We start from the raw sequence: 21,309 nt of genomic DNA, 5'->3' as shown, positions 1-21,309 counted from the left end.
ATCTAGTTGATTTGCCGCTCGTGAAAACCGCAATGCGCGGCTTTGTCGCTGCATATGCGATCTTGCTAACAAAAAAGCCGGGCTGAACCCGGCTTTTTCAAGATCGTCGAGGTGACAATTTGTTTATTGGGCAGGCGCCGGTGCCGGAGCGGCTGGAGCCGGGGCGGCGGGAGCTGGCGCAGCCGGAGCCGCAGGCTTGGCGGGAGCGGCACCCTCTGCCGGCTTGGCAGGGGCGGCTGCTTCGGCAGGCTTGGCAGGCGCGGTCGCATCAGCCGCAGCCCCTGGCGCCGGCAGCGGCTTGGGATTGTCGGACAGCGTGCGCAGATAGGCGATGACGTTGGCGCGGTCCTCGTCCTTGGGCAGGCCGGCAAAGCCCATGGCCGTGCCCTTCACGAATTTCTTCGGCGAGGTGATGAAGTGGTTGATGTTGTCATAGGTCCACTTCTCGGTGCCGCCCTTGGAGAATTCCTTCATGCCGGCCGAATAGGCAAAGCCTTCATGCTCGCCAACCGGACGGTCGATGAGATCCCACAGATCGGGGCCGACCTTGTTGGGGCCGCCCTTTTCACCGGAATGGCAGGCCTGGCATTTCTTGAACACCGCAGCGCCCGCTTCGACATTGGCAGTCGCCAGAAGGTCGGCAATCGGCTTGGCTTCGGCAGCCGGAGCGGCCGGGCCGCCTTCGGCGGGCTCGGTGGCTTCGATGGCGAAGCCAGGCTTTTCCGGCGCCGGCGAGGCAAACAGCGCATCCGACACAAGGCCAACCGAGAAGACCACGAAAACAGTTCCGAGCAATCCGGCGAGCAGCTTGTTGACTTCGTTGGAATCCATACGCCCCTTGCTCCCTTTTCCGGCGGACCGATCCGTCCACTCCGTCCGTCGGTATCGTGACCCACCCTGCTAAGGCGGTCAAATCGGGCGGAAACTAGGTCTTTTGCTCCGGCGTTGCAACACCTATAAGGGCGCTTCCAGTGAGACCTTTTGCCACTTTTCCCTTCCCCTTTTGAGACGCCTTGCAACGCGCATGTCCACGCTGATCCTGATCCCGGCCCGCATGGCCTCGACCCGCCTGCCGGGCAAGCCGCTGGCCGACATTGCCGGCGTGCCGATGATCGTCCATGTCGCCCGCCGCGCCGCCGAGGCCGGCCTCGGCCGGGTGGTGGTGGCGACCGACACGCAAAGCGTGGCGGAAGCGGTGCGCGCGCATGGTTTCGAGGCCGTGATGACGCGTATGGATCACGAATCCGGGTCCGATCGCATCCATGAGGCTTTGGTTGCGCTTGATCCCGAACGCAAGGTCGAAACGATCGTCAATGTGCAAGGCGATTTGCCGACAATCGACCCGGAAATCATCGCCGCGTCGCTCAGGCCGTTCGAGGACAGGGCGGTGGATATCGCCACGCTCGGCGTCGAGATCGTCCGCGACGAGGAAAAGACCAATCCCAACGTCGTCAAGATCGTCGGTTCGCCGCTCTCCGGCACCAGGCTGAGGGCGCTCTATTTCACCCGCGCCACCGCACCATGGGGCGAGGGCGCGCTTTACCACCATGTCGGGCTCTACGCCTATCGCCGCGCAGCACTCGAGCGCTTCGTCGCGCTGAAGCCGTCGCCGCTGGAACGGCGCGAACGGCTGGAACAACTGCGGGCGCTGGAAGCCGGCATGCGCATCGATGCCGAGATCGTGCCTTCGTTGCCGCTTGGCGTCGACACGCCGCAAGACCTCGAACGCGCCAGAACCATCCTTTCACACTGAAGAATCCCTTCCAACAGAGACACCTTGAACCGAGACTTGGGCATGCCTGAAAAGACCAACAGAATATCCTTCCAGGGCGAGCCGGGCGCCAATTCCGACACCGCCAGCCGCAACGTCTATCCCTCGATGGAGCCGTTGCCGTGCCCAACCTTCGAGGATGCGTTCAACGCGGTCGAGACGGGCAAGGCCGATCTCGCCATGATCCCGATCGAGAACACCATCGCCGGGCGCGTCGCCGACATCCATCATCTGTTGCCGGAATCGAGGCTGCACATCGTCGGCGAATATTTCCTGCCAATCCATTTCCAGCTGATGGTGCTGCCCGGCGTCAAACGCAACGAGATCAAGACCGTGCACAGCCACATCCACGCGCTTGGCCAGTGCCGCAAATACATCCGCAAGAATGGCTGGAAGCCGGTGGTCGCCGGCGACACGGCGGGTTCGGCGAAGCTGGTTTCGGAGGTCAAGGACCGCACCATGGCGTCGCTCGCCCCGGCACTCGCGGCAGAGCTCTACGGGCTCGACATCATCGAGGAGAATGTCGAGGACACCGATTCCAACGTCACCCGCTTTGTCGTTCTGACCAAGAACAAGCAATGGGCCGAACGCCCGTCAGCCGACACCAAGATGATGACGACATTCATCTTCCGCGTCCGCAACGTGCCGGCCGCACTTTACAAGGCAATGGGCGGTTTCGCCACCAACGGCATCAACATGACCAAGCTGGAGAGCTACCAGTTGGGGGCATTCACGGCGACGCTGTTTTACGCCGACATCGAGGGCCATCCCGACGATCCGCTGGTCAAGCTGGCGCTGGACGAGCTTCGCTTCTTCTCCCGCGAGGTACGGATCCTGGGCGTTTATCCGGCCAGCGAGTCGCGCGAGCAGTGGAAGGTGGCGGATTAGTGCATGTCGCCCAAAAGTGCGCAGCGGTTTTGGGACAACGACATGCATGAAACAATGACTTAAAGCGCGTCGCAGGAATCCGTTTGGGCGCGACGCGCTTTAAATCACCGCGCCCAACGGCACATAGTCGATCTCCATGAACGTCTCGACTTCCGGTACCCAGCGGTCGCGCACGAAGGCGACGTGGTCGGGATGGTCATTGTATCTGGTGTAGGCGGCCTGGTCGGCGAACTCCATCGAGAAGCCGAAGCGGTAGTCGTTCTTGGGGCTGACCTGCCGCAATTGCTCGAAATGCGTGACGCCCCTTATCGCCGACAGGATTTTCTTGGCGTCGACCAGGAACCTCTTTTCTTCCAGCGAATGCGGCGCATGCTTCAGCGTGAACACGACGGTGTGACGGATCATTTTCTGCTCCTGCAATGTCTTTCAGTATTGGCTGCCATCATTCGCTGTCCACCCAGGCTCGGATGAGGTGATGCGCAATGGCGCCTTTCGGTGGCGTGACCAGATCGCCGGGATGTTCCCTGGTCAGCATCAAGCGCACCTCGTCGCGGGCAAACCAGCGGCAGTCTTCAAGCTCGTTGAGGTCGGCCTGGATGTCGTCGTTGAGCGGCTCGCCGAAGCAGCCGATCATCAGCGAGTAGGGAAACGGCCACGGCTGGCTGGCGTGGTAGACGACACGGCCAAGCCTGATGCCGGCCTCCTCCAGCGTCTCACGGCGCACGGCCGCTTCGATCGTCTCGCCTGGCTCGATGAAGCCGGCCAGGGCCGAATACATGCCCGGCCCGAAATGCCGGCCGCGCCCGAGCAGGCATTTCTCCCGCGTCGCCGTCAGCATGATCGCCACCGGGTCGGTGCGCGGAAAATGCTCCGTGCCGCAATTTGGGCAATGCCGCTTGTAACCGCCGGCCCGCATCTGTGATTCAGTGCCGCATTTGCTGCAGAAGCGATGACTTGCGTGCCAGGCGAGCAGGGCAGCGCCTTGCGCCATCGCGCCGGCGGCCGCCTCATCGATCAGCCCTTGCATGTAGACCGAACGATAGTCGATCGCCTTGACGGTCTCGGGCAAATGTTCGGCCTCGACGCCGGCTGGTATCGCCAGCACGGGTCCCAGGTCGGAAAAGCCGAGCAGGACGCCGTGGGCGAAGGAAACCTTGAACGGCTCGCTCTCGGCGGCGCCGAACCAGGGGTCGAGGCCACCGTTGCCGCCGAGCTTCAGATAGAGCCGGCCGCCATTCATCAGAAGCAGCCGCGTCGTCGGATCGGCCAGCGCCTTGTCGACGGAATCGTCGGCTCGGTTTTCGGATTGCCGGTCGATGATGTTGCCGGCAAAGCCGACGAACTGGCTCGGCTCGCGCAGCGGCGCGTCAAACAGGCGGAAGCTCATGCGGACTCTGATGCTTTGGGATGGACACGGGGAAGGCTTATAGCGCCGCCCTTATCGTTTGGGCAAACCGGCGCAGGTCGGAACGCTGATAGGGCTCGCGCAGGCCGTGGCCCCACACCGGCCCCGGCCAGCCGGGATCGCCCTCCGAACGCGCGACGACATGTATGTGCAGTTGGCGCACGATGTTGCCGAGCGCGCCGGTGTTGATCTTGGTGCAGCCGGTCGCCTTCTTCAGCGCCTGCGCCACCATATTGGTCTCGAAGGTCAGCATTGCCTGGTCGAGCGGCGTCATGTCGTGGATTTCTTCCGCGCCCGGCCTCTGCGGCACCAGGAGCAGCCATGGCCAGCGCCGGTCGTTCATCACCCGCAATTCGCACAGCCCAAGCCACATCAACTGCTCGCTATCCGCCTCCAGTCGGGCATCCAGCGTGAATCCGGCCTTAAGGCCCGGCAGCATCGGCGTTTCCCTTGCTTTTCTTGGTTTCCTCAAACTCATGAACGCTAGAGCGGCAGCAACAGGGCTGCAAGTGAATCATTGATCCCCGGCGGTTCGTGATGCCGATTCGTCTGCGCACTTGCATTTCATCGCCGAATTGCCGATATGGACAGCGGGAGGTTGGTGGTGGACGATCCACTCGCCAACCGGGTCAGGTCCGGAAGGAAGCAGCCCTAACGAGCCCGGAACGGGTCATTGTTCCAGCCTCCCACCTCATCGGCTCCTCTCGCGACATTGACGACGCATTGCTGCGCGGGCGAGACTATGCGCAGGAATAGGCCGCCTTCGGGCGCGGCCCTTTGGAGCTTTACGGGCGAATGAGCGAAGCCGGAAATTCGGGAACGGACAAGGCCGCTGCCTATCGGGTGCTGGCGCGCAAGTACCGTCCGTCGAACTTCTCCGAGCTGGTCGGCCAGGAGCCGATGGTGCGTACCCTCACCAACGCCTTTGCCACCGGCCGCATTGCCCAGGCCTGGATGCTGACCGGCGTGCGCGGTGTCGGCAAGACCACGACGGCGCGGATACTCGCGCGGGCCCTGAACTATAAAACCCCGACAACAGACCAACCTTCGGTCGACCTTGCCGTGCTGGGTGAGCACTGCCAGGCGATCATGGAAGGCCGCCATGTCGACGTCATCGAGATGGATGCCGCCTCGCACACCGGCATCGACGACATCAGGGACATCATCGAGCGCGTGCGCTATGCGCCGGTCTCGGCCCGCTACAAGGTCTACATCATCGACGAAGTGCACATGCTTTCCACGCAGGCCTTCAACGGCCTGCTGAAGACGCTGGAAGAGCCGCCGCCGCACGTCAAATTCATCTTCGCCACCACCGAAATCCGCAAGGTTCCGATCACCGTCCTGTCGCGCTGCCAGCGCTTTGACCTTAGGCGTATCGATGCCGGCGCGCTGGTCGCGCACCTCTCCTCGATCTCGGCCAAGGAAGGCATTTCGGTCGACGACGACGCGCTGGCAATGATCGCACGCGCAGCCGAAGGGTCGGCCCGTGATTCGCTCTCCATCCTCGACCAGGCGATCGCCCATGGCGCGGGCTCGGTCAGCGCCGACGCGGTGCGGGCGATGCTGGGGCTGGCCGACCGTGCCCGCATCGTCGACCTGTTCGAACATGTGATGAAGGGCGATGTGGCCGCCGCTCTCGGGGAATTCCGCGCTCAGTACGACACCGGCGCCGATCCGGCTGCCGTGCTCACCGATCTTGCCGAGTTCAACCACCTCGTCACCCGGCTGCGTTTCGTGCCGTCGGCCGTCGACGACGCTGCGCTGTCGCAGGACGAGCGGCAACGCGGCGCGGATTTCGCCAGGACGCTGTCGGTCAGGGTGCTGTCGCGGACATGGCAGATGCTGCTCAAGGGCATCCCCGAGGTGCAGTCCTCCAACCGCCCGGTGAGCGCCGCCGAGATGGTGCTGATCCGGCTGGCGCACGCCGCCGACCTGCCGACGCTGGACGAGGCCTTGAGATCGCTCGAGGGCGCGGCGCCGGTTCCAAATGGCGCGTCGCGCCCCAACGGCGCGTCCACGGGTTCCGGCAATGGTGGCGGCGCCAGCGCGGTCGCACAGACCCGCATGCCGTCCGGGCCAGGCGGCGCGCAGACCATGCGGTTGGTCGAGGCCACGCCCGCGCCTGCCGCTTTCGTCGCGCCCCCGCAACCGGTGCCGGAGACGCTGCAGGTTCCGCTGAAATCGCTGGCCGACATCATTGCCCTGGCCGACGCGCAGCGTGACATCGCCTTCAAGGTGCTGGTCAAGAGCTGTATCCGTCTTGTGCGCATCGAGCCCGGCCGCATCGACGTCGGTCTGACCGCTGATGCGCCCAAGATGCTGCTCAACGACCTGACGACGAAACTGCGCGCCTGGACCGGCCGCAGCTGGCTGGTCTCGCTGTCGAAGGAAGAGGGCGGCCAGACGCTCGCCGAAATGGAATCGACCAAGCGCGAGACTGCCTTCCTCGATGCCAAGAGCGATCCCACCGTCGCCGCCATTCTGGCCCGTTTCCCCGGCGCCAAGATCATCGACGTGCGCATTCCCGACGCGCCGGAAGCCGATACGACCGAGGCCGAAGTGCCGGTCGAGCCCCCGGCGGACGACGACGAAACCTGACCACAGCACGAATCCGCAAAGGACGCGACCATGAAAGATCTTCTCGGCTTGATGGGCAAGGCGAAGGAAATGCAGGCCAAGTTCCAGGCCATGCAGGACGAGATCGCCACGCTGGAAGCATCTGGCCAGGCCGGCGGCGGCCTGGTCAACGTGACGCTGACCGGAAAATTTGAGATGAAGTCGCTGAGGATCGATCCGTCCCTGTTCAAGGAGGATGATGTCGAGATCCTGGAGGACCTGGTGCTCGCCGCGCACAACGACGCCAAGACCAAGGTTGAGCAGATCATGCAGGAGAAGACCAAGGCGCTGACCGCCGGCCTGCCGATCCCGCCAGGAATGAAACTGCCCTTCTAACGTTCGACGGCGTTACGCCCATGATCGAAGAGCCCTCCGAAAGACTGATCGAGCAGCGTGTCAGGAGCAGGATCTACGAGATCCTGGAAATCCTGGCCGATTGCGACGCCGGCGTCGATCTTGTCGGCATCAAGGGCTACTTCGACCTGTTCGAGGATTACGTGCATCGCCCGTCGATCGAGGCCGGCACATCGGCGCTGTCGAAGGACGAGCGGGCGATCGTGCTCGAGATCGCCGAATTCCTGGAGGCGGCCTGCGAGACAAATCCGGACTTCACCAAGGCCGAATTCATCGAAAGCGACTGGCCGGGAAAGATCGCGCCGACGGCCAGGGACGCGCTGGCGCTGTTCCTCAGGCGCGGACTGTTTTCGGAGAAAGTCGAAGAGGTCGAACCTGGTCAGCCGGTCTCGATGGCTGCGGCGCGTTGACAGAATAAAGCCATGCAACTGTGCCAGTTTGGCAACAGTGCCTCGCTAATAACGTTTTAGCCATCATTTTGCCTGAAAGTGTCTCATTCTTGCCGCAGCCTGGGGGCGGGCATCGAAGTGAGGGTTACCTGTTGATTTCCATGCGATGGAAGACGCCGCTGTTGCTCGGCGCCGTCATTTCACCCTTGTTTTTGTCTGCCTGCAGCCAGACCACCTCGCACGGCATGTCCGTCGCCAGCCTGACCGACGCCATCACGCCGAGTTTCCTGAGTTCCCGATCTTACAGTCACACGCCAAAGGACAGGGAATGCCTGGAACGGGCGATGTTCTTCGAGTCCAACCGGTCGAGCCGTGACGGCATGATCGCGGTCGGCACGGTGGTGATGAACCGGCTGCGCTCTGGCAACCACGGCAGCACCATCTGCGATGTGGTCGGCGAGCCCGGGCAGTTCGCGCCCGGCGTCATGACCCGGCCGATGAATTCGCGGGCTATGCCCGATGTCGAGGAAGCGGCCGACGCCGTGCTCAAGGGCGAGCGCAAGGCCAAGCTGAAGAACACGATGTATTTCCACACCGCCGGGCTGCGTTTCCCTTACAAGAACATGCACTACACCATGGTTGCCGGTGGCAATGCCTTCTACGAGAAACGTGGCCGCAATTGGCAGCCGCTGCCGGATGAGCCGCAGGTCGCCATTGCCTCGGCGGCGCCCGTGAAGCCGGCAGCACCGGTGATCCTCGTTGCTTCCGCCGAGCCGGTCCGTCCGGCCAAGGCGGCAACCGTCCGATCCGCGCCTGCCCAACAGACCTACGTGGCCGCCGCGGCGGTGCCAACCGCGAAACCCGCGCGTGCCCCGGCGGAGCCGACGGTTGTGGCTATGCAGGAGCCCATGGAAGAGCCGGATGCCGCCCGTTTTGGCGGAACCTTGAACAAACCGGTCATTTCCTCGGTTGCGAACGCCCCGCAAGAGGCGTCGATGGGATTCCAGTCGACGCCGGAGAACACTGACGCCATCGGCGCAATGATCGCCAGCCAGAGCCGTCCGCTCGAGGTCAACTGATCCGTACTCCATGGCCCGCCAGGACAATATGGCGGGTCATGCGGACGGGGGATGTTCCAAAACGCACTGAAAAATCCTAGATCAGAGCGATGTCCAAGCGAATCGCCGGTCCGGAGATCGAACGCCTGATCCAGCTCCTGGCCAAGGTGCCGGGGCTGGGGCCCCGTTCGGCCAGGCGTGCGGCACTGCATCTGATCAAGAAGAAGGAGCAGCTGTTGTCGCCGCTCGCCGCCGCCATGGCCGAGGCTGCCGACAAGGTGCGCATCTGCTCGACCTGCGGCAATGTCGATACGTCGGACCCCTGCATGATCTGCACCGATCCGCGTCGTGACGCCGGCACCATCATCGTCGTCGAGGACGTTTCCGACCTGTGGGCGCTGGAGCGGGCAGCAGCGATGAATGTGCGCTACCACGTGCTCAGCGGCACGCTGTCGCCGCTCGACGGTATCGGCCCCGACCAGCTCAACATCCGCTCGCTGATTGACCGCGTCGCCGGCGGCGAGGTCAAGGAGATCATCCTCGCCGTCAACGCGACGGTCGAGGGCCAGACCACCGCGCATTACCTCACCGACCAACTGTCCGGCTTCGACATCAAGGTGACACGCCTTGCGCATGGCGTGCCGGTCGGCGGCGAGCTCGATTACCTCGACGAGGGCACGCTGGCTGCCGCACTTCGCTCGCGGACGGCGTTTTGACGCAATTGGCGGAGAAGGATGCTCCTGAGATGACTGCATTCCTTCGCGCCCCCTATGAACTGGCCATTACGCTTTTCCTCGCAATCCTTATTGCGCTGGGTGCCCCCGCCCCCGCTTCCGCGGCAAAAATCGACGATCAATTCCGCGCCTGGCTGCAGAACGACTTGTGGCCGCAAGCCAAGGCGAAAGGCATTTCCAAAAAAACCTTCGATGCCGCGTTCGATGGCATCAAGCCCAATCTCAAGCTGCCCGACCTGGTCAAGCCGGGCGAAAAGGCGGCCACGCCGCAGAAACAGCATCAGGCCGAGTTCGGCTCGCCCGGCGCCTATTTCGCCGAGAAGACCATTGGTGCGGTGACGGCCGGCGGCCGGGCGCGCGAAGCGACCAATGCCCGCACGTTGGCTGCCATCGAAAAGCGCTATGGCGTGCCGGGCGAAGTGCTGCTGGCGATCTGGGGCCGTGAAACCGGCTTCGGCGCGGCGAAAATGCCCTACGATGCCTTCGAGGTGCTGGGCACCAAGGCGTTCATGTCGACCAAGAAGGAATTCTTTCGCACGGAGCTTTTGGCCGCGCTGGAAATCGTCGAGCGCGGACTGGCCCCGGTCGGCGCGATGAAATCATCATGGGCCGGCGCGCTCGGCCAGCCGCAATTCATGCCGACTTCGTTCCTGAAGCACGCCGTCGATTTCGACGGCGACGGCCGTGTCGACATATGGAACTCGACGCCCGACGTGCTGGCCTCGATTGCCAACTACCTCGTCCATTATGGCTGGGTGAGGGGGCGAGGCTGGGGTTTTGAGGTGACCGTCCCGGATACGGTCTCCTGTTCACTGGAAGGTCCGGACCAGGGCAAGACAATTTCGCAATGGGCTGACATGGGCATCAAGCGCGTTGGCGGAAAGCCGTTTCCGGCGAGCGAGCTGAAAGCCGAAGGCTTCCTGCTGATGCCGGCCGGGCGCAGCGGGCCGGCCTTCATCGCCACCCCCAATTTCTATGTGCTGAAGGAATACAACACCAGCGACCTCTACGCACTGTTCATCGGCCACGGCGCCGATCGCATCGCCCATGGCGACAGCAATTTTGCCGGCAGCTGGGGCGCGGTCGGCGGGCTCTACCGGTCGGATATCGCCGCCTTGCAGCGGGCGCTGGAGGCCAAGGGCTATGATGTCGGCAGCGCCGACGGGCTGCCCGGCTTCAAGACCCGCCGCTCGATCGGCAAGTGGCAGGCCAAGAACGGCCGGGCCGCCACCTGTTTTCCCGATGCCAATCTGGTCGCGACGCTGAAGTAGCTGCGAAATTAGCAGATTTTTCCGGATTGGCGGCATCAATTAGCCGGCGTGCGCATCGACTGACCCCAGCCCATTCTGGTCCAATACGCTGTCGTGCAAATGCTCGTTGCCGGCCAGAATACCGCCGGATATGGTGTTGACCAATTGGACAAAAACCACGACGGTAAGTGGGCAGAGGGCCATTGTCGGCCCCGAAAAGAATACTGCAATCCTGAGCCGGGAACTCAGGTCAACAAAACAGGGAACAATCACAATGATGATGGAAAAGTTTGCTCTACGCTCGCGCATCCTGCTCGCGGGTGCCGCCATGTCCGCGCTGCTTCTGGCCGGCGCGCCAGCGGGCGCGGTCACCCCTGCCGACACCCTGGTCGAAGGTTTCGCGATCGACGACATCATTTCCATGGATCCAGGCGAGGCGTTCGAGCTGTCGACCGCCGAGGTCACTGGCAACACCTATGATCTGCTCGTCCGTCTCGACCTCAGCGACACCTCCAAGGTCAAGGGCGACCTCGCCGAAAGCTGGACCGTTTCCGACGACGGCCTGACCTACACGTTCAAGCTCAAGCCCGGTCTGAAATTTGCCTCGGGCAATCCGATCACCGCGGCCGATGTCGCCTATTCGTTCGAGCGCGCCGTCAAGCTGGACAAGAGCCCGGCCTTCATCATCGGTCAGTTCGGCATCAGCGGCGACAACGTCACCGACAAAGCCAAGGCCGTCGACGACACCACCTTCCAGTTCACCGTCGACAAGGCGTACGCGCCGAGCTTCGTGCTGAACTGCCTGTCCGCAACCGTCGCTTCCGTGGTCGATGCCAAGCTGGTCAAAGAACATGTCGTCACGGCAGCACCCACCGCTGACTACAAATGGGACAATGACTTCGGCAATGCCTGGCTGAAGACCGGCTATGCCGGCTCGGGCGCTTTCAAGTTGCGCGAATGGCGGGCAAACGAAGCCGTCGTCATGGAACGCAACGACAATTATTACGGCGAAAAGGCCAAGCTGGCCCGCGTCATCTACCGCAACATGAAGGAAAGCTCGGCCCAGCGCCTGGCGCTCGAAGCAGGCGACATCGACGTTGCCCGCAACCTCGAGCCGAACGATCTCGACGCCATCGCCAAGAACGCCGATTTGACCACCACCAGTGCACCGAAGGGCACGGTCTATTACATCAGCCTCAACCAGAAGAACCCGAACCTCGCCAAACCCGAGGTGCGCCAGGCGTTCAAGTATCTTGTCGACTATGATGCCTTGGGCTCGACCATCCTTAAGGGCATCGGAGAGATCCACCAGACCTTCCTGCCCAAGGGGGTCCTGGGTGAACTGGACGAGAATCCGTTCAAGCTCGATGTCGCCAAGGCCAAGGAACTGCTGGCCAAGGCCGGTCTGCCCGACGGCTTCAGCGTAACCATGGACGTGCGCACTGGTCAGCCGACGACCGGCATGGCGGAATCGATCCAGCAGACGCTCGGCCAGGCCGGCATCAAGCTGGAGATCATTCCGGGCGACGGCAAGCAGACGCTGACCAAGTACCGCGCCCGCAACCACGACATCTATATCGGCCAGTGGGGCCAGGACTATTTCGATCCGAACTCCAACGCCCAAACCTTTGCCTCGAACCCGGACAATTCGGATGCAGGCAAGTCCCATACGCTGGCCTGGCGCAATGCCTGGGACATTCCGGACCTGACCAAGGAGACGGAAGCGGCGCTGCTGGAGAAGGATGCGGGCAAGCGCGCCGATATGTACAAGGATCTCGAGAAGAAGATCCTCGACACCAGCCCCTTCGTCGTTATCCACCAGCAGCTGGAGGTGGCTGGCCTGCGCAAGAACCTCAAGGGCTTCGCACTCGGCCCGAGCTTCGACAGCAACTTCGTCGGGCCGGTTTCCAAGGAATAATGCCGACAGGCGCGCCCATGAGCGCGGTTGAAAACGAGGGCGGGCGCAGCAGCGCCCGCGCCGTCGCCCTTGCATCATCGCTCGGCCGTTTCCTGGTCATCGCGATCACGACCTATCTTGGTCTGCTCGCGGTCACCTTCTTCATCGGCCGTGTCATCCCGATCGACCCAGTGCTGGCGGTGCTTGGCGACCGGGCGCCGGCCAATGTCGTCGAGCGCACGCGCCGCGAGATGGGCCTCGACCTGCCGCTGGTCGAGCAGTTCTACATCTATGTGAAAAGCGCGCTGCATGGTGATTTCGGTACTTCCGTGCTGACCACCAATCCGGTCATGACCGATATTCGCCGCGCCCTCCCGGCAACGACGGAACTGGCGACGCTGGGAACGCTGATCGGCGCGCTGTTCGGCGTGCCGCTTGGCGTGCTGGCCGCGGTCAGGCGCGGCAGTCTCATCGACCAGATCGTGCGCATCATCGGCCTCATCGGTTATTCCGTGCCGATCTTCTGGCTCGGGCTGCTGGCGTTGGTGCTGTTCTACGCCAAGCTGCAATGGGTCGCCTTCCCGGCCCGGCTCGACGTCGTTTACGAATACACCTTCACCCCGATCACCGGCTTCTATCTCCTGGATTCTCTGTGGCAGCGGCAGTGGGATGTCTTCTATGATGCCTTCCGCCACATCATCTTGCCGGCCTCGCTGCTCGGCTACTTCTCGCTCGCCTATATCAGCCGCATGACGCGCTCGTTCATGCTCAACGAACTCGCCCAGGAATACATCGTCGCGGCGCGCGCCAAGGGCCTGTCGGAAACCCGCATCATCTGGGGCCACGCTCTGCGCAACGCCGCGGTGCCGATGGTGACGGTGATCGCGCTCTCCTATGCCGGGCTGCTCGAAGGTTCGGTGCTGACCGAGACCGTGTTCTCCTGGCCGGGCATCGGCCTCTACATCACCAACTCGCTGCAGAACGCCGACATGAACGCCGTGCTTGGCGGCACCATCGTCATCGGCTCGGTGTTCATCGCTATCAACCTTCTCTCCGACCTGCTCTACCGGGTGCTCGATCCGAGGACGAAGTCCGCATGAGCGCCGACGCCATCCAGACCCGTCGCGACTGGCTGCTCAGCGAGCGGCCGGCGTCGCGCATGCAGGCAAGGCTCGGCCGCGCCTATGTCGCGTGGCGGCGCTTTTCCGCCAACCGGCTGGCCTTTCTCGGCCTGCTCATCATCATCGCCCTGCTGGTCGTTGCCGCCCTTGCCGGCGTGCTGGCGCCCTATTCGCCGACATTCGGCGACCTGAAGAACGCGCGCCTGCTGGCGCCGAGCGCCGAGCACTGGTTCGGCACCGACGACCTTGGCCGCGATATCCTTTCGCGCATTCTCTACGGCTCGCGCTGGACGCTCTACGTGGTCATCCTGGTTGCCATTATCGCCGCACCCATCGGCCTTTTGGTCGGCACCGTCGCCGGCTATGCCGGCGGCTGGACCGATGCCATCCTGATGCGCATCACCGACATCTTCCTCGCTTTCCCCAAGCTGATCCTGGCGCTGGCCTTCGTGGCGGCCCTGGGCCCCGGCATCGAGAATGCGGTGCTCGCCATCGCCATCACCTCCTGGCCGCCTTACGCTCGAATTGCCCGCGCCGAAACGCTGACAGTTCGCAATTCCGATTACATCAAGGCGGTGCAATTGATGGGCGCCTCACCTTTCCGCATCGTGCTGCGCCACATCATGCCGCTCTGCATCTCCTCGCTGATCGTCCGGGTGACGCTCGACATGGCCGGCATCATCCTGACTGCCGCCGGTCTCGGCTTCCTTGGCCTCGGCGCGCAGCCGCCGCTGCCTGAATGGGGCACCATGATCGCGTCGGGCCGCCGCTTCGTGCTCGACCAATGGTGGGTGGCCGGTGCGCCGGGCTTCGCCATCCTGATCGTCAGCCTTGGCTTCAACCTGCTTGGCGATGGGCTTCGGGACGCGCTCGATCCGCGCAGTGGTGACCAATGAGCACGCTTCTCGATGTCGAGGACCTGCGCGTCACTTTCCCGACCCGCACCGGGCTGGTCGAGGCGGTGCGTGGCGTCACCTTCTCACTCGGCCGCGAACGGCTCGGCATTGTCGGCGAGTCCGGCTCCGGCAAATCGCAGACCGGCCGCGCCATCATGGGGCTGACGCCCCCGCAGGCCCGTATATCGGCGAACAAGCTTGCCTTCGACGGCATCGATCTGCTCAGCGTCTCGCCACGCGAACGCCGTGCGTTGCGCGGAAAACGCATCGCCATGATCCTGCAGGATCCGAAATATTCGCTCGATCCCGTGATGAGCATCGGCCGCCAGATCGTCGAGACGCTGCGCACCCATGAAAAGGTCGGCAAGGCCGAAGCGCGCGACCGCGCCCTGGCGATGCTGGAAGCGGTGCAGATCCGCGACCCGGCCCGCGTCTTCGACCTGCATCCGCATGAAGTGTCCGGCGGCATGGGCCAGCGCGCCATGATCGCCATGATGCTGATCGCCGGACCGGAAATGATGATCGCCGATGAGCCAACCTCGGCGCTCGACGTCACCGTGCAGCTCGATGTGCTCGGCATCCTCGACCGGCTGGTCAGCGAGCGCGGCATGGGGCTGATTTTTATCTCGCACGATTTGCGCCTGGTTTCGTCCTTCTGCGACCGCGTCATCGTCATGTATGCCGGCAAGGTGGTCGAACAGCTCAAGGCGTCCGAACTCGGCCGCGCCCAGCATCCCTATACGCGCGGCCTGCTCAACTGCATGCCCAAGATCGGCGCTGACCGTCACCCGCTGCCGGTGCTCGACCGCAAGCCGGAGTGGGCGGCATGACAGCAGCGATTGCCGTCGACAGGCTGGGAGTGATCTTCGACCGCTTTCACGCGCTGAAAGGCGTCAGCCTCGATGTGCAGCCGGGCGAATCCTTCGGCCTGGTCGGCGAATCCGGCTCCGGCAAATCAACGCTACTGCGAGCCATCGCCGGCCTCGCGCCGGTCGCTTCGGGCAGCATCACCGTCAATGACAAGAAGCTTGGTACTCGCCGCGACAAGGCCTTCTACCGCGAAGTGCAGATGGTTTTCCAGGATCCGTACGGGTCGCTGCACCCGCGCCAGACCGTCGATCGCCTGCTGCAGGAACCGCTTGCCATCCATGGTTTTGCCGACGGCGAAAAGCGCATCCAGCGGGCGCTCGACGAGGTTGGCCTCGGTAACGGTTTTCGCTTCCGCTACTCGCATCAATTGTCGGGCGGCCAGCGTCAGCGCGTGGCGATCGCGCGTGCGCTTATCCTCGAACCGTCGATCCTGCTGCTCGACGAGCCGACCTCGGCACTCGATGCCTCGGTGCAGGCGGAAGTGCTCAACCTTTTGGAAGAGGTCCGCCGGCGGCGCAAGCTGACCTTCCTGATGGTCAGCCACGACCTCGCCATCATCACCCATATGTGCGAGCGGCTGATGGTGATGCAAAGCGGCGAGGCGGTGGAGAATCTGAGCGCGGACGACCTTGTCGAGCGGCGTGTGACGAAGGATTATACCCGCAATCTGCTTAGGGCGAGCGAAGGGTTTGTGAGGGCGTAGTTTCTATCGCGGGCGCGACCGAAATTTCTGCCTCAGGCTGCCCCACCTTCCGGCACCGTTTCACTGTGCGCGCCTTCGCTTTCCAGCCCCCGCCTCGGCTCCTTGATCCTGAACCACGCCACATAGAGCGCTGGCAGGAACAACAGCGTGATCGCGGTGCCGGCGATGATGCCGCCCATCATGGCATAGGCCATCGGTCCCCAGAACACCTCACGCGCGATCGGAATCAGCGCGAGACTCGCGGCCGCTGCCGTCAGCGCAATCGGCCGCATGCGGTGCTCGGTCGCCTCGATCACCGCCGCCCAGCGGTCCTTGCCTTCGTTGACGAGGTCCTCGATCTGCACGATCAGGATGACCGAGTTGCGGATCAGGATGCCGATCAGCGCCAGCACGCCGAGGATGGCGACGAAGCCGAGCGGCGCGCCGCTAGGCACCAGTGCGGCCACCACGCCGATCAGGCCGAGCGGCGCCACAGCAACGACCAGGAACAGGCGCTGGAAGCTCTGCAACTGCACCATCAGGATGGTCGCCATGACGAACAGCATCAGCGGCACGACGGCGGCGATCGGTCCCTGGCTTTTAGCGCTTTCCTCGACCGAGCCTGCCGTCTCGACCGAATAGCCCGGCGGCAGCTTGGCGATGAAGGCATCGACGGCTGGCTTCAGTTCGTTGACCACAGTGGCCGGCAGCGTGTCGCCGACCAATCCGGCGCGCACGGTGATCGTCGGAATGCGGTTACGCCGCCACACCGTCGGCTGCTCCAGCTCGTAGCGGAAGTTGGCCACCGCCGCGAGCGGGATCGCCTCGCCGGTGCCGGTCGGCAGCTGCATGTTCTGGAGCGTCCTGATCGAGCCGCGTTCGGCATCGCGTGAGCGCGCCACGACGTTGATCAGATAGGTGGCGTCGCGCACCTGCGTGATGGTGGCGCCGCCGACCGTGCTGTTCAGCTCGCTGGCGATATCGGAGGAGGTGATGCCGAGCTGGCGCGCCTTGTCCTGCAGCACGTCGACCCTCAGCACACGCTGCGGCTCGTTCCAGTCGAAGGTTGGCGCTGCAAGCTTCGGATTGGTCGAGATGAGGCCGGCGAATTGCTGCGCCAGGCCGCGCACCGTCTGGATGTCGGGACCGCCGACCCGGTACTGCACCGGGCGGCCGACCGGCGGCCCGAGCTCGAGCGGCTTGACGAAGGCATCGGTACCGACGAACTCCTCGCGAAGCAGCTTCTCCAGGAGCGGCTTCAGCCGGTTGCGCGCCTCGATGCTCTTGGTGACGATGACGGTCTGGCCGAAATACGGATTGGCCGGTTGCACGTCGAAGGCGAGCAGGAAGCGCACCGCGCCCTGGCCGATATAGGAGCTGAAATGGTCGATGTCGGGGTTGCCGGCCAGCGCGCGCCCTTCGAAACGCTCGATCTGGTCGCGCGTCTCGGTGATCGACGAGTTCTGCGGCAGGTTCCAGTCGACGATCAGCTCCGGCCGATCGGAAGGCGGAAAGAACTGCTGCTGGACGAGGCCGAAGCCGGCTATCGAGCCGGCAAACAACAACACTGTGGCGATGATGGTCAGCCAGTGATGCCGCACAGAGCCGAGTAGCACGCGCCGGAACAGTGACGTGAAGCGGCCCGGCCGGTCGTGGTGCTTCGTCTTCATCGTCGCCGGAAGAATTGTGACGCCGAGCAGCGGCGCAAACAGCACGGCCACGATCCATGATACCAGAAGCGATACCGCGATGACGACGAACAGGGTGAAAGTGTATTCGCCGGCGGCGCTGTTGTTGAGGCCGATCGGGATAAAGCCGGCGACCGTCACCAGCGTACCGGTCAGCATTGGGAAGGCAGTCGATGTGTAGACGTAAGTCGCTGCTTTGCGCAGATTGTCGCCGACTTCAAGCCGCGCCACCATCATCTCGACCGCGATCATCGCGTCGTCGACCAGGAGGCCGAGCGCAATGATCAGCGCCCCCAGCGAAATGCGCTGCAGCGAGATGCCGAGATAGGCCATGACCGTGAAGGTGATGGCCAGCACCAGCGGGATCGACAGCGCCACGACGAAGCCGGCGCGCATGCCGAGGCTGATGAAGGACACCGCGAGCACGATGGCGACCGCCTCGAACAGCGCGCGCGTGAAGCCCGAGACGGCCTCCTCGACGATGACCGGCTGGTCCGCGACCAGATGCACACCGACGCCGACCGGCAGGTCGGCCAGCACCCTGTTCATCTCCGTGTGCAGCGCCTCGCCGAACTGCAGCAGATTGGCGTTGGGCTTCATGCCGATGGCGAGCGCGATAGCGTCCTGGCCATTGAAGCGGAACAGCGCCGTCGGCGGATCGACATAGCCGCGCGTGATCGTCGCCACATCGCTCAGCCGGAAGAAGCGGTCGTTGACGCGCAGATTGATGGCACGCAGACTCTCTTCGGAAGTGAACTGGCCACCGACGCGCACGCTGATGCGCTCCGGTCCGGACTCGATGACACCGGACGGCGTGATCGCGTTCTGCGCTTGCAGGCTGGCAATGATCGCTTGCTGGTTGAGGCCAAGGGCGGCGATCTGGCGGGTCGAGAATTCGAGATAGATCGCCTCGTCCTGCGCGCCGACGAGATCGACCTTGCCGGCATTCGGCACGGTCAGGATTTTGGTGCGGACGTCCTCGACATAGTCGCGCAGCTGGCGCGGCGTCAGCCCGTCCGACGTGAAGGCGTAGATGTTTCCGAAGACATCGCCAAAGCGGTCGTTGAAGAACGGCCCCTGCACGCCTTGCGGAAACTGCGTCCGGATGTCGTTGACCATGTTGCGCACCTGAATCCAGTTCGGCGCGACATCGCGCGCCTTGGTGGTGTCCTTCAGGTTGACGAAGATGACGGTCTGGCCGGCGGTGGTGACGGATCTGGTGAAGTCGAGGCTGTCGAGCTCCTCGAGCTTCTTCTCTATGCGGTCGGTCACCTGCTGCCCGGTCTCCTTGACCGACGCGCCCGGCCAGTTTGCCTGGATGATCATCGTCTTGATGGTGAAGTTGGGGTCTTCCTCACGACCGAGATTGAGGTAGGAGAAGATGCCGGCCACCACGAAGACCAGCATGAAGTACCAGACCATGGAGCGGTGGCTGAGCGCCCAGTCGGAGAGATTGAAGCCCTTCATCAGACGCCGCCCTCCGGCACTTTGACCTTTTGGCCTTCGCTCAGGCTGTGGACGCCGGCGGTGACGACGCGCATACCGGCTTCCAGGCCTCCGGCGACGGTGAAGGTCGCGGCGCCCTTGGCGGCGACCTTGATATCTTTGGCGTTAACGCTCGATGTCTGCGGATCGACGATCCACACCCTGTCGACGCCGTCCTTCTCAAGCAGTGCCGACATGGGCAATTCTATCGTCGGCGCAACCTTGGTCACGCGGGTCGCTGTCACTGTCGAGCCGATTCGGAAGGCTTGCGGCGGATCGGTGAGCGTCAGCCGCACGCGCCGCGTGCGGGTCGAGCCTTCGGCCTGAGGCGCGATCTCGCGCAGCTTGGCCTCAGTCTGGATCGCCGGCAGCGACTGCAGGATGACCTGGAATGGCGTGCCGGCCGTGAGGTCACCGATCAACTGGTCGGGAATGTCGACCACCGCCTCGCGTAGGTCCGAGCGCGCCACCGTGACGACCGTCCGGCCAGGCGAGACCGTCTGGCCGACCTCGGCGCCGGTGGCGGTGACAACGCCGTCGAAATCCGAGAACAGCCGGGCGTAGCCAAGCTGCTCCTGCGATTTGGCAAGCGAGGCCTTGGCTCGTTCGACGCCGGCCTCCGCCGCTTTCCTCGCCTGCTGCGCGGCATCGAAGACCGCCTGCGTGGTGTTGGCGGCGGCAAGCAGCTGGCGCTGGCGTTCCTCGCTGCCTGCGGCGTTGGCGAATTGCGCCTCGGCATTGGAGAGTTCCGCCTTGGCGGCCTGGACGGCCAGCTCCAGCGCGGTCGGGTCGAGCGCGGCGATCGTCGTGCCCTTGCTGACGATGTCGCCGACATTGACGTCGCGCGACACAACCCGGCCAAGCAGGCGGAAGGCGAGGTCGGCACTGACTTGCGGCTCGACCGAGCCGGCAAAGCCGAAGGTCTGGGTGGTGCGCGGCTCGATGACTATCGACAGCACCGGCCGGATGATCTCGGGCGGCTTTTCCTCGGACTTCGAGCAGGACACGAGCGTGCCAAGTGCAAACAGGCCAAGCATGAGGTGCGGCAGCCTTCTCATTGGCCCGCTCCCGATATCTCGACCGTTTGCCCGGGACTGAGCAACTGCCCGCCTGCCGTAACGACGCTTTGGCCTGCGTTCAGCCCGCTGGCGATGACGACCGTGCCCGATTCGAATGCCAGCACCTCGACCGGCGCCGTCACAACCGCCTTGGTCGAGGGGTCGACGATCCAGACAGCCGGTTTGCCGGCAGTGGAGGTCAGCGCCTGCCAGGGCAACAGGATAGCCTTCGTCGGACTGGCGCTGACCGAGCCGATGACAGCCGCGCCCAGTGGCATGCCGGCGGGCGTGTCGGGAATGGCGACCTTGACCCGGATCGAGCCCGAAGCCGGATCCACCGCTGGCGAGACTTCGCGCACCTTGCCCACGGCCTTCACCTGCGGGTCGGACAACAGCGTGATCGTCACCGTCGGCGATGGCGCCGTTTTGGCAACCAATGTTTCCTGGACATTGAACACCGCGTCGCGATCGCCGTCCTCGGCGACGGTGAAGACGGTCTGCGCCGCCTGCACCACCTGTCCGGTTTCGACCTGACGGGCGGTGATGACGCCGGCGGCACCCGCCTTGAGCTCGGTGTAGGAAAGGTTCTGCTGGGCGTTGGTGAGTGCGCTCCGTGCGGCATCGACACTACCTTGCGCCACCTTCAGCGCCTGATCGGCGGCGTCATAGTCGCGCCTGGTGGTAAAACCCTGGGCAAGCAGCGTCTTCTGCCGCTCGAAGGTGGCGGCGGACTGGGCTAGCTGTGCCTGCGCGGCGTCAAGGTCGGCCTGTGCCGATCGCAAATCGGATTCCTGCTCATGCGGGTCGATGCGGGCGAGCACGGCACCTTGAGCGACATGCTGGCCGACATCGACCAGCCGCTCGACGACGCGGCCACCCACCCGGAACGACAGATTGTTCAGCGTGCGCGCCGCGATCACGCCGGTCAGCGAGGTCCTTGGCGAAAAGTCTGCGATCGCCACTGTCTCGGTGTGCACCATCACCGGCAGCCTGTGTTCGGCTGCCTCCTGCTTCTGGCAGCCGGCCAGCAGCAGGCTCGCCATCGCAAAGGCAAGGATTGAGGTGTTTCGGTACGGCAAAGGGCTTGGGAGCAATGGTTGCAAGGCGGACGATTTCGCGTTCCTGCTCATGGCTTCCCCTGCCTGCG

20 protein-coding genes and 1 other RNA gene are annotated in these 21,309 nt (G+C 63.9%); 14 read left to right on the top strand and 7 right to left on the bottom strand.

Annotation, left to right across the window (positions count from 1 at the left end; all coding sequences use genetic code 11):
• Window positions 1-123: 123 nt before the first annotated feature.
• Window positions 124-831: a c-type cytochrome gene (locus AC0ZT5_RS28255; protein ID WP_095082494.1), complete on the bottom strand. Its 708-nt coding sequence runs from the start codon at window positions 829-831 to the stop codon at window positions 124-126.
• A 193-nt stretch (window positions 832-1,024) separates the two neighbouring features.
• On the opposite strand from AC0ZT5_RS28255, the gene AC0ZT5_RS28250 reads away from it, so the two are divergent.
• Together AC0ZT5_RS28250 and AC0ZT5_RS28245 are read left to right on the top strand one after the other, a co-directional pair.
• Window positions 1,025-1,753: a 3-deoxy-manno-octulosonate cytidylyltransferase gene (locus tag AC0ZT5_RS28250; protein WP_488499098.1), complete on the top strand. Its 729-nt coding sequence runs from the start codon at window positions 1,025-1,027 to the stop codon at window positions 1,751-1,753.
• A gap of 42 nt (window positions 1,754-1,795) precedes the next feature.
• Window positions 1,796-2,659 carry a prephenate dehydratase gene (locus AC0ZT5_RS28245; RefSeq protein ID WP_095084280.1) on the top strand — a complete coding sequence of 288 codons (864 nt, stop codon included), beginning with the start codon at window positions 1,796-1,798 and terminating at the stop codon, window positions 2,657-2,659.
• A 99-nt stretch (window positions 2,660-2,758) separates the two neighbouring features.
• On the opposite strand, the gene AC0ZT5_RS28240 is transcribed toward AC0ZT5_RS28245, so the two are convergent.
• Genes AC0ZT5_RS28240 through AC0ZT5_RS28230 form a run of 3 tightly spaced genes read right to left on the bottom strand, consistent with a single transcriptional unit; the run spans window position 2,759 to window position 4,503 of the window.
• Window positions 2,759-3,064, bottom strand: a complete 306-nt coding sequence (locus AC0ZT5_RS28240) for a Dabb family protein (protein ID WP_488499097.1) — start codon at window positions 3,062-3,064, stop codon at window positions 2,759-2,761.
• Window positions 3,065-3,101: 37 nt separating this feature from the next.
• Window positions 3,102-4,046 (bottom strand): NAD(+) diphosphatase, encoded by a 945-nt coding sequence (gene nudC / locus AC0ZT5_RS28235; RefSeq protein ID WP_488499096.1) that lies wholly within the window; start codon window positions 4,044-4,046, stop codon window positions 3,102-3,104.
• 37 nt (window positions 4,047-4,083) lie between these two features.
• A complete protein-coding gene (locus tag AC0ZT5_RS28230; protein ID WP_184877469.1) occupies window positions 4,084-4,503 on the bottom strand; it encodes an HIT family protein in 420 nt (139 codons plus the stop codon).
• A 154-nt stretch (window positions 4,504-4,657) separates the two neighbouring features.
• Between AC0ZT5_RS28230 and ffs the strand changes: the two genes are divergently transcribed.
• The 12 genes from ffs (at window position 4,658) to AC0ZT5_RS28170 (ending at window position 15,952) form a co-directional block, all read left to right on the top strand.
• Window positions 4,658-4,754, top strand: an RNA gene (gene ffs, locus AC0ZT5_RS28225) — signal recognition particle sRNA small type.
• 105 nt (window positions 4,755-4,859) lie between these two features.
• On the top strand, window positions 4,860-6,662 hold the full coding sequence (locus tag AC0ZT5_RS28220; protein ID WP_488499095.1) for a DNA polymerase III subunit gamma/tau: 1,803 nt from the start codon (window positions 4,860-4,862) through the stop codon (window positions 6,660-6,662).
• Between the two features lie 30 nt (window positions 6,663-6,692).
• Window positions 6,693-7,016 carry a YbaB/EbfC family nucleoid-associated protein gene (locus AC0ZT5_RS28215; protein ID WP_488499094.1) on the top strand — a complete coding sequence of 108 codons (324 nt, stop codon included), beginning with the start codon at window positions 6,693-6,695 and terminating at the stop codon, window positions 7,014-7,016.
• A 20-nt stretch (window positions 7,017-7,036) separates the two neighbouring features.
• Window positions 7,037-7,444, top strand: a complete 408-nt coding sequence (locus tag AC0ZT5_RS28210) for a hypothetical protein (RefSeq protein ID WP_488499093.1) — start codon at window positions 7,037-7,039, stop codon at window positions 7,442-7,444.
• Window positions 7,445-7,575: 131 nt separating this feature from the next.
• Window positions 7,576-8,502: a cell wall hydrolase gene (locus AC0ZT5_RS28205; protein ID WP_488499092.1), complete on the top strand. Its 927-nt coding sequence runs from the start codon at window positions 7,576-7,578 to the stop codon at window positions 8,500-8,502.
• Between the two features lie 89 nt (window positions 8,503-8,591).
• Window positions 8,592-9,197 (top strand): recombination mediator RecR, encoded by a 606-nt coding sequence (recR, locus tag AC0ZT5_RS28200; RefSeq protein WP_488499091.1) that lies wholly within the window; start codon window positions 8,592-8,594, stop codon window positions 9,195-9,197.
• A 29-nt stretch (window positions 9,198-9,226) separates the two neighbouring features.
• The gene (locus AC0ZT5_RS28195) at window positions 9,227-10,486 is read left to right on the top strand and encodes a lytic murein transglycosylase (protein ID WP_488499090.1); all 1,260 of its coding nucleotides are present in this window, start codon (window positions 9,227-9,229) and stop codon (window positions 10,484-10,486) included.
• Between the two features lie 253 nt (window positions 10,487-10,739).
• Window positions 10,740-12,383 (top strand): ABC transporter substrate-binding protein, encoded by a 1,644-nt coding sequence (locus AC0ZT5_RS28190; protein WP_488499089.1) that lies wholly within the window; start codon window positions 10,740-10,742, stop codon window positions 12,381-12,383.
• A gap of 17 nt (window positions 12,384-12,400) precedes the next feature.
• Window positions 12,401-13,462: an ABC transporter permease gene (locus tag AC0ZT5_RS28185; protein WP_488499088.1), complete on the top strand. Its 1,062-nt coding sequence runs from the start codon at window positions 12,401-12,403 to the stop codon at window positions 13,460-13,462.
• Window positions 13,459-14,379, top strand: a complete 921-nt coding sequence (gene nikC / locus AC0ZT5_RS28180) for a nickel transporter permease (RefSeq protein WP_488499087.1) — start codon at window positions 13,459-13,461, stop codon at window positions 14,377-14,379. The genes AC0ZT5_RS28185 and nikC overlap by 4 nt, the downstream gene beginning before the upstream one ends.
• Entirely contained in the window at window positions 14,376-15,209 is an 834-nt protein-coding gene (locus AC0ZT5_RS28175) for an ABC transporter ATP-binding protein (protein WP_095082464.1), read from the top strand. Before nikC ends, AC0ZT5_RS28175 begins: the two co-directional genes overlap by 4 nt.
• On the top strand, window positions 15,206-15,952 hold the full coding sequence (locus AC0ZT5_RS28170; protein WP_488499086.1) for an ABC transporter ATP-binding protein: 747 nt from the start codon (window positions 15,206-15,208) through the stop codon (window positions 15,950-15,952). Before AC0ZT5_RS28175 ends, AC0ZT5_RS28170 begins: the two co-directional genes overlap by 4 nt.
• A gap of 32 nt (window positions 15,953-15,984) precedes the next feature.
• On the opposite strand, the gene AC0ZT5_RS28165 is transcribed toward AC0ZT5_RS28170, so the two are convergent.
• Genes AC0ZT5_RS28165 through AC0ZT5_RS28155 form a run of 3 tightly spaced genes read right to left on the bottom strand, consistent with a single transcriptional unit; the run spans window position 15,985 to window position 21,292 of the window.
• Window positions 15,985-19,086 carry an efflux RND transporter permease subunit gene (locus AC0ZT5_RS28165; protein WP_488499085.1) on the bottom strand — a complete coding sequence of 1,034 codons (3,102 nt, stop codon included), beginning with the start codon at window positions 19,084-19,086 and terminating at the stop codon, window positions 15,985-15,987.
• On the bottom strand, window positions 19,086-20,162 hold the full coding sequence (locus AC0ZT5_RS28160) for an efflux RND transporter periplasmic adaptor subunit (protein ID WP_488499084.1): 1,077 nt from the start codon (window positions 20,160-20,162) through the stop codon (window positions 19,086-19,088). Before AC0ZT5_RS28160 ends, AC0ZT5_RS28165 begins: the two co-directional genes overlap by 1 nt.
• Window positions 20,159-21,292: an efflux RND transporter periplasmic adaptor subunit gene (locus tag AC0ZT5_RS28155; protein WP_488499083.1), complete on the bottom strand. Its 1,134-nt coding sequence runs from the start codon at window positions 21,290-21,292 to the stop codon at window positions 20,159-20,161. Before AC0ZT5_RS28155 ends, AC0ZT5_RS28160 begins: the two co-directional genes overlap by 4 nt.
• Between the last annotated feature and the right edge of the window lie 17 nt (window positions 21,293-21,309).

The sequence above is a fragment of the Mesorhizobium sp. CNPSo 4670 genome, assembly GCF_057784235.1.
The sequence above is the reverse complement of the archived record's forward strand: the minus strand, read 5'-3'. Positions and strand labels throughout refer to the sequence as shown.

Coding starts and splice junctions, on each gene's coding strand:
- AC0ZT5_RS28210 (WP_488499093.1), top strand. CDS start 7,037: ATGATCGAAGAGCCCTCCGAAAGACTGATCGAGCAGCGTGTCAGGAGC.
- AC0ZT5_RS28175 (WP_095082464.1), top strand. CDS start 14,376: ATGAGCACGCTTCTCGATGTCGAGGACCTGCGCGTCACTTTCCCGACC.
- AC0ZT5_RS28195 (WP_488499090.1), top strand. CDS start 9,227: ATGACTGCATTCCTTCGCGCCCCCTATGAACTGGCCATTACGCTTTTC.
- AC0ZT5_RS28245 (WP_095084280.1), top strand. CDS start 1,796: ATGCCTGAAAAGACCAACAGAATATCCTTCCAGGGCGAGCCGGGCGCC.
- nikC (WP_488499087.1), top strand. CDS start 13,459: ATGAGCGCCGACGCCATCCAGACCCGTCGCGACTGGCTGCTCAGCGAG.
- AC0ZT5_RS28250 (WP_488499098.1), top strand. CDS start 1,025: ATGTCCACGCTGATCCTGATCCCGGCCCGCATGGCCTCGACCCGCCTG.
- recR (WP_488499091.1), top strand. CDS start 8,592: ATGTCCAAGCGAATCGCCGGTCCGGAGATCGAACGCCTGATCCAGCTC.
- AC0ZT5_RS28240 (WP_488499097.1), bottom strand. CDS start 3,064: ATGATCCGTCACACCGTCGTGTTCACGCTGAAGCATGCGCCGCATTCG.
- AC0ZT5_RS28160 (WP_488499084.1), bottom strand. CDS start 20,162: ATGAGAAGGCTGCCGCACCTCATGCTTGGCCTGTTTGCACTTGGCACG.
- nudC (WP_488499096.1), bottom strand. CDS start 4,046: ATGAGCTTCCGCCTGTTTGACGCGCCGCTGCGCGAGCCGAGCCAGTTC.
- AC0ZT5_RS28220 (WP_488499095.1), top strand. CDS start 4,860: ATGAGCGAAGCCGGAAATTCGGGAACGGACAAGGCCGCTGCCTATCGG.
- AC0ZT5_RS28215 (WP_488499094.1), top strand. CDS start 6,693: ATGAAAGATCTTCTCGGCTTGATGGGCAAGGCGAAGGAAATGCAGGCC.
- AC0ZT5_RS28190 (WP_488499089.1), top strand. CDS start 10,740: ATGATGATGGAAAAGTTTGCTCTACGCTCGCGCATCCTGCTCGCGGGT.
- AC0ZT5_RS28165 (WP_488499085.1), bottom strand. CDS start 19,086: ATGAAGGGCTTCAATCTCTCCGACTGGGCGCTCAGCCACCGCTCCATG.
- AC0ZT5_RS28170 (WP_488499086.1), top strand. CDS start 15,206: ATGACAGCAGCGATTGCCGTCGACAGGCTGGGAGTGATCTTCGACCGC.
- AC0ZT5_RS28255 (WP_095082494.1), bottom strand. CDS start 831: ATGGATTCCAACGAAGTCAACAAGCTGCTCGCCGGATTGCTCGGAACT.
- AC0ZT5_RS28185 (WP_488499088.1), top strand. CDS start 12,401: ATGAGCGCGGTTGAAAACGAGGGCGGGCGCAGCAGCGCCCGCGCCGTC.
- AC0ZT5_RS28155 (WP_488499083.1), bottom strand. CDS start 21,292: ATGAGCAGGAACGCGAAATCGTCCGCCTTGCAACCATTGCTCCCAAGC.
- AC0ZT5_RS28230 (WP_184877469.1), bottom strand. CDS start 4,503: ATGCTGCCGGGCCTTAAGGCCGGATTCACGCTGGATGCCCGACTGGAG.